The organism is Candidatus Nanopelagicales bacterium (assembly GCA_037045355.1).
Lineage (GTDB): Bacteria > Actinomycetota > Actinomycetes > S36-B12.
This window is the reverse complement of the sequence record JBAOHO010000008.1, coordinates 334532-340927: the sequence shown is the minus strand read 5'-3', so window position 1 is coordinate 340927 and position 6396 is coordinate 334532. Positions and strand designations below refer to the sequence as shown.

Below are 6396 nucleotides of genomic sequence, written 5' to 3'. Positions count from 1 at the left end.
GACCGCGATCTACTACGCATGTCTGGAGACTCTTCCCCGGTTCTGCTAACCGTGATGGTGAGCATCGGAGTGACCGAACTCCGCCCCGACGACGACTTCGACGCCTGGCTCGACCTCGCCGACCAGGCTCTGCACCGAGCCAAGTCCGCCGGACGCACCACCGTCCGCTCGAGAGATTGATCCCGGCGGCCCGCGACGGAGGGTTCGCGGTTCGTCCGCATGTACACCCACTACCCTGCAATACGAACTCTTATCACTTGCCCCGTTAGCCTCTTCACACTCGCCCCGTTAGCTCAGTCGGATAGAGCGACCGCCTCCTAAGCGGTAGGCCGTGGGTTCGATTCCCGCACGGGGCGCCATGCCAGGTTCACCGCGCCAAGCGCGCGCGCACGCGCCATCGTGGTACACGACGTAAGACGCCGAGATACGAAGGGGAACCCCATGGCCGAGGCGACCAGTCCTGGTGACGCGGCGCCGGGCAGTACCGACCTCGACGGCCCGACTCCCGCCAAACCGAAGGCCAAGTTCCAGTTCCCGAGCGCGGTCGCCACCCTGGCCATCGTCACTGTGCTGGTGTGGATCGCTGCGTTGTTCTTGCCCGCCGGCAGTTACGACGAGGCGCCCGACGGGTCACCGATCCCGGGCACGTTCCACGAAGTGCCGCCGCCGTACGACTTCGGCGAGATGGTGCAGCAGCTGATCCTGTCACCGATCAACGGGATCTACGGGCTGCTGAACCCCGAAACCGGCTCCGTCGATACCGAGACCCTCGGGCCGGATGTTCGGACAGATCGGCGTCATCGTCTTCATCATGGCCATTGGGGCGTTCATCTCGGTCAGCTTCTCCACCCGCGCCCTCGAGGTCGCCGTCGGCAGCCTGGCCACGCGGCTGCGCAGCAAGGGTTGGCTGCTGATCACGTCGGTCATGGTGCTGTTCTCACTGTTGGGCTCCACCATGGGGTTCTCCGTCGAAACTCTCGGCTTCTACGCCCTGTTCATCCCCTTGATGGCCGCCTTGGGCTACGACCGGATGGTCACGGCGAGCATGATCATCATGGGAGCCCTGATCGGGGTGATGGCAGCGACGGTGAACCCGTTCTCCATCGGGGTCGCCGCCGGCGAAGCGGGCGTGTCGATCGGCGACGGAATCGTGCTGCGGCTGATCCTGTGGGTCATCCTCACAGCCATGGCCATCGGATGGGTCCTGCGATACGCAGCCAAAGTGCGCAAGGACCCGTCGGCATCACTGGTCGGCTGGGATGATCCGGATCCCGATGAGGAAAGCGCCACCGATCACGCCGCAGAGGACCTCGAACACGAACCAGCCGATACCGACCACACCTTGACCGGAACGCAGAAATGGGTCCTGGTCATCACCGCTTTCGCGTTCGGACTGATGATCTTCTCCGTGATCCCCTGGTCGAGCATCTTCGGGGCGACCACCGGAGCTGCCGACTACTACAACTCCCACGAAGTCGCAGCCGCACAGCCGTACTGGTTCGAACTGAACTGGTGGTTCCCGCAGTTGGCCATGCTGTTCCTGATCGCGTCAGTGGTCGTTGGGATCGTGGCCAAGATGCACGAGAAGGAGATCGTCCGACTCATAGCGGCGGGGGCCGCCGACATGATGGGCCCCGCGATGGTGGTGCTGCTCGCAGGTGGCGTGTCGGTGATCATGACGAATACGCAGACCTTGGACACCATCCTGAACTCGATGGAGCAGCTGGTCAGCGGGGTCTCTGCCGGAGGCTTCGCCGTGGTCACCATGATCATCAACATCCCACTGGCGGTGCTGATCCCGTCGAGCAGCGGGCATGCGGCACTGGCGATGCCGCTGTTGTCCCCTCTAGCGGACTTCGCCGGGGTCTCCCGAGCGACGACTATCACCGCATGGATCATGGGCCACGGTCTGACGTTGCTGTTCTCACCCACCAGCGTCGTGCTGGTCGGCGGACTCGCCATCGCGAAGGTCGGCTACGACAAGTACCTACGGTTCGCCTGGCCGCTACTCGTCGCGCTATTCGTGGTGTCCGCGCTCATCGTCGGGCTGGCAGCGACGCTGGAGTAGCGCCGCCACCCTCCGGGGTGAACGCGGGTCGGCTACTTCTCGACAGCGGTGATCTTGACCGAGTACAACTCGCCGTCCTTGCCGGACACCACGAACGTGGCCGTCCCGGCAGCCACGACCTCGGCACCGGCGTTGAACTGTGCACTGCCGTCGTCGCGCGGCTGTGAGACCTTGAGCACTTCGGCGTTGTCGGTGCTCACCTTGGTCACGTCTTTGGAGGTGACGTTCAGGAAGTCGCCGACAGTGACTTCCTGCGACTTCTGACCGTCGATCTCGATGGGTGGCAACACAGGGCTCTCCATAGGCGACGACGTGGGCGACTCGGACGGTGACACGGCCGACGGAGCCGTCGTGGGCGGGGTGGTCGGTGACGAGGTGGAGGTGGAGCAACCGGCCAACGCGAGTCCGACCAACGCTGCGCTACTGAGAATGACAACAGGTGATTTCCGCATAGTTCGATTATCCTCCTGCGAACCCATGCTCGAGGACATCCGGCGACCAGGGGTCATTTCGACGACCAGGGGTCATCCCACGATCAGTGTCCCGATGGTGTAGATGACAAGTCCCGCCAAGGCGCCGACGACTGTGCCGTTGATCCTGATGAACTGCAGATCCTTGCCGACCGCCACCTCGATGCGCCGAGACGCCTCGCCCGCATCCCAACGCTTCACCGTGTCCGAGATCAGACCGACAGCGTCCTCGCCGTACCTGTCGACCAGGTACCCGGCCGCCCCGGCGATGCGCGCATCGACCGAGGCCGCGAATTCGGAGTCATCCGTGAGCCGCTCGGAGGTCCGCTCCAGGTAGTCCTCGGCGCGTTGCCGCAGGTCACTGTCGGGGTTCCGCAGGGACTCGAGGATCATCCCCTTCACGGTGGGCCAGATACTGTTCACCAGCCTCTGGGTCTCCGGGTGCTGCAGCACCTGGGTCTTCCACCCCTCGACGCGTTCGATCATGGCGGGGTCGTGCTGCAGATCCTCGGCGATCCGCAACAAGGCGGCGTCCAACTGACGTCGAGCAGGGTCATCGGGATTGTCCCGCAACTGCTCGACCCATTGGATCAACAGATCGGCCGCCTTGAAACCGATCCGCTCGTGGACCCAGCGGATGGGACCGTCCTGCGCGACCGGACCTCGATCTGCGATGACCTGCGCCACCCGGTCGCGGTTCTCGAGCAGCCAGCGGTGCAACGCCGTGAAGATCCCGTCGACCACACCCTGGTGTTTGTCGTCCTCCACCGCCGCGAGCAGCAGTCGACCGGCCGGCGGGCCCCAGGCGTTCTCGCCGAGTTCCGTGAAGACGAGATTGCGGACCAAGGTCTGGATCTGTTGGTCGTCGAGACTGTCGACCAGCTCCTGGGCCAGCGACGCACCCTCTGCCACGATGGTCCGCCTGCGGGCGGGATCAGAGAGGTATTCGGCCAGTCGCTGCGACGGCTGCACGGCCGTCACCTTCTCGACGACGTTGTCGCGGGACAGGAAGTTACCGTGCACGAAGTTGCTGAGACTCTCCCCCAGCTGGTCCTTCTTCTGGGGGATCAGCGCGGTGTGCGGAATCGGGAGACCCAGGGGCCGCCGGAACAAGGCGGTGACCGCGAACCAGTCCGCCAGACCGCCGACGACACCCGCTTCGCCCATCGCGCGGATGTACCCCCAGTAGGCCGGTCCACCGGACTCCTCCATGTGCATGGCGAAGAGAAACACCAGCGCCGCGAAGACCAGCAGTCCCAGGGCCACTCCCTTCATCCGCCTCAGGGCGCGCACCTTGTCCGGATCGTCGATCATGGTCGGCGCAGGGTCGGCAACGGGGACCGACGCGGGAGCGATGCTCATGAGCCCTCACGCTAGTGCCCGAGTGGGCAATCCGCGTCCAGCGGGAGCGGCTCGGGGTCAGGGAGCGTCGGGGTCGAAGTCCGACGGAGACTTCGCCGGTGTTGGGCTCTCCCGGGGAGGAGTCGGGGCTGGTTGGCTGCGTTTCGACGTGTCCGGGTCGTCGAGGATCGACCCCATCAGACGCTTGGGATGCAAGTCGGCGAGATCGGAGAGGGTCTGGCGCGTCTCGGCCGATTCCCATCCGGCGGCGTCCTGCAGCGAGCGGGTCGCATCGGTGGCGGCCGTTCGTAACGACCGGACGCCGCTCGACAGGCTCTTGATCGCCTTGGGCAGCTTGTCCGGCCCGAAGATGAGCAACCCGACCACGATGATGACCGCGATCTCGGCCATTCCCAGGTTGAACACTCACTCAGGGTACGCGGGAACACCCGAAATGCGCCCCCTTGCTCCGGCGCCCCCGTCGTCGAATGCAGCGGCCGGGTCAGGAGCGTCAGTCGCCGACACCCAAGGTGACCGTGACCTCCCCGCCGTTCTGGACCCCCAACTTGATCTCGTCGCCGGGCGCGCGGGTGCGGATCGCGATGATCAGTTCCGTGGCATCTTGAACCCGCTCGCCGTTGACGCTCGTGATCACGTCGCCGGGATCGAGTTTGCCCTGCGACGGCCCACCGGGGGTGACCTCGCGCACCTTGGCTCCGGTTCCGGAGTACTGCGGATCCAGCGAGACCCCGATCACCGGGGTGTCGCTGGTGCCGTCGGCGATGATCTCTTCTGAGATCCGCTTGGCCTGGTTGATGGGGATCGCGAAGCCCAGTCCGATGGATCCCGCCTCGGAGCGGGTGGCGCCGGCGACGGTCGCGATCGCCGAGTTGACGCCTATGACTCGTCCTTCGGAGTCGAGCAACGGACCGCCGGAGTTGCCCGGGTTGATGGCGGCGTCGGTCTGGACGGCGGAGATGAAGGACTGCTCCCCCTGCCCACCGGCGGTGACCGGCCGGTTCAACGCCGAAATGATGCCAGTGGTGACCGTTCCGTTCAGGCCCAGTGGGGAACCGATCGCGATGACCGGGTCACCGACCCGAACCGCCTCGGAGTTGCCCAGCGGCGCCACCCGGAGTCCACGTCGCTCCACCTTGACCACTCCGAGGTCGTAAGACTCACTGCGCCCGACGATCGTGCCTTTCTCCTCGCTGCCGTCGGCGAACACGACGGTGATCCGACCACCATCCGCGCCTCCGGCGATGACGTGGTTGTTCGTCAGGATGTAGCCGTCGCTGCGCAGGATGAATCCCGAGCCGGTGGCCTGACCCGAATTGCCGCTGACCGCGAGGGAGACGACCGTCGGCAGTGCCTCATCCGCGATGGCCGCCACACTGCCGGGCTGCAGTTCCGGCTGGTCGGATGACGTCTGTGGCAGAAGATCTACCGAGCCGGTGGTCAACGCTCCCCCGTTGGCCAGCAGTCCCTGCACGGATGCGCCCAGGAGCCCCCCGAAGAGTCCCGCGACCAGGCCAGCCACCACGGCCAGGGCGATGACAACGCCGGAATGGCCTCCGCGCCGGGAGGTCACCGGCGCGTTCTGCGGTGGGGCGAATCCGTACGCGGAGGCCGGCTCCGAGGCAGCGACCGCGATGGTGTCCGGCACGGGCGGCGCCCACTGCGGCATGTGCTCGCCCGCCCCGGGAGGCGGGGGCGGGACGGTGCCGCCGGCAGCGATGTCGGGTCGACCGACGCCCAGTGGGGAGTCGGATGGGCGCGCGTCGGGGCCATCGGTCACACAGTTACCCTAAGGTGGCTCCTCGCCATCGTGCCAGTCCCCCCGGAGGTAACCATGATCGCCCCCAACGCGGACAGTTTCGCGTACGCCGACGGATTCGCCGCCGAGGACGAGGTGCTCACGACGGCCCGGGAGAAGGCCGCCGAGTTGGGTTGTGTCCCGATCAGCGGTGGCAGCGGGGCCCTGCTCCGGTTCGTGGCCCGCGCCATTTCGGCCGCACACGTCGTCGAGATCGGCACCGGGGCCGGCGTCTCGACGCTGTGGCTGCTGCGTGGCATGACCGACGACGGGGTCATCACCTCCATCGACATCGAACTGGAGCATCAGCGGGTCGCGCGCGAGACCCTCGCGGCCGCCGAGATCGCACAAGGGCGCTACCGGCTGATCGCAGGGCGAGCCCTCGACGTGCTGCCGCGGCTGACCGACGGTGCTTACGACATGGTTCTGGTCGACGCGGACAAGTCCGAATACACGCTGTACTTCGAACAAGCCCTGCGCCTGCTGCGGCCCGGTGGCGTCATCGCCTTCGACAACGCCCTGTGGGGCGACCGGGTCGCCGACCCCGCACAAAGGGACGCCGCCACGGTGGCCCTGCGGGACCTGGTGACCCTGGTCCGGGGCCACGAGGATCTGACGCCGGTACTGGTCCCCTCCGGCGATGGCCTCCTGCTCGCCGTCGTCCACTGACGAACCCAAACCGAGGGGATCCGACACATCGT

At 66.3% G+C, this 6396-nt stretch carries 7 protein-coding genes and 1 tRNA gene; 4 read left to right on the top strand and 4 right to left on the bottom strand.

The features are described 5' to 3' along the window. The 3 genes from V9E98_02635 to V9E98_02625 all read left to right on the top strand — a co-directional run. Window positions 1-180, top strand: a 180-nt coding sequence (locus V9E98_02635; protein ID MEI2715888.1) for a hypothetical protein, incomplete at its 5' end; no start/stop codon positions are given. 102 nt (window positions 181-282) lie between these two features. Beyond that, window positions 283-359, top strand: a tRNA-Arg gene (locus tag V9E98_02630). A 419-nt stretch (window positions 360-778) separates the two neighbouring features. After that, entirely contained in the window at window positions 779-2068 is a 1290-nt protein-coding gene (locus tag V9E98_02625; protein ID MEI2715887.1) for a Na+/H+ antiporter NhaC family protein, read from the top strand. Window positions 2069-2100: 32 nt separating this feature from the next. Here V9E98_02625 and V9E98_02620 read toward each other — a convergent pair whose 3' ends face one another. From V9E98_02620 to V9E98_02605, 4 genes are all read right to left on the bottom strand, one after another. Beyond that, on the bottom strand, window positions 2101-2358 hold the full coding sequence (locus V9E98_02620) for a hypothetical protein (protein MEI2715886.1): 258 nt from the start codon (window positions 2356-2358) through the stop codon (window positions 2101-2103). Window positions 2359-2592: 234 nt separating this feature from the next. Then, window positions 2593-3900: a DUF445 domain-containing protein gene (locus V9E98_02615; protein ID MEI2715885.1), complete on the bottom strand. Its 1308-nt coding sequence runs from the start codon at window positions 3898-3900 to the stop codon at window positions 2593-2595. A 57-nt stretch (window positions 3901-3957) separates the two neighbouring features. After that, window positions 3958-4305 (bottom strand): twin-arginine translocase TatA/TatE family subunit, encoded by a 348-nt coding sequence (locus V9E98_02610; protein ID MEI2715884.1) that lies wholly within the window; start codon window positions 4303-4305, stop codon window positions 3958-3960. Between the two features lie 85 nt (window positions 4306-4390). After that, entirely contained in the window at window positions 4391-5677 is a 1287-nt protein-coding gene (locus V9E98_02605) for a trypsin-like peptidase domain-containing protein (GenBank protein ID MEI2715883.1), read from the bottom strand. A 54-nt stretch (window positions 5678-5731) separates the two neighbouring features. Here V9E98_02605 and V9E98_02600 point away from each other — a divergent pair, with 54 nt between their 5' ends. Next, the gene (locus V9E98_02600) at window positions 5732-6364 is read left to right on the top strand and encodes an O-methyltransferase (protein MEI2715882.1); all 633 of its coding nucleotides are present in this window, start codon (window positions 5732-5734) and stop codon (window positions 6362-6364) included. Window positions 6365-6396 lie beyond the last annotated feature (32 nt).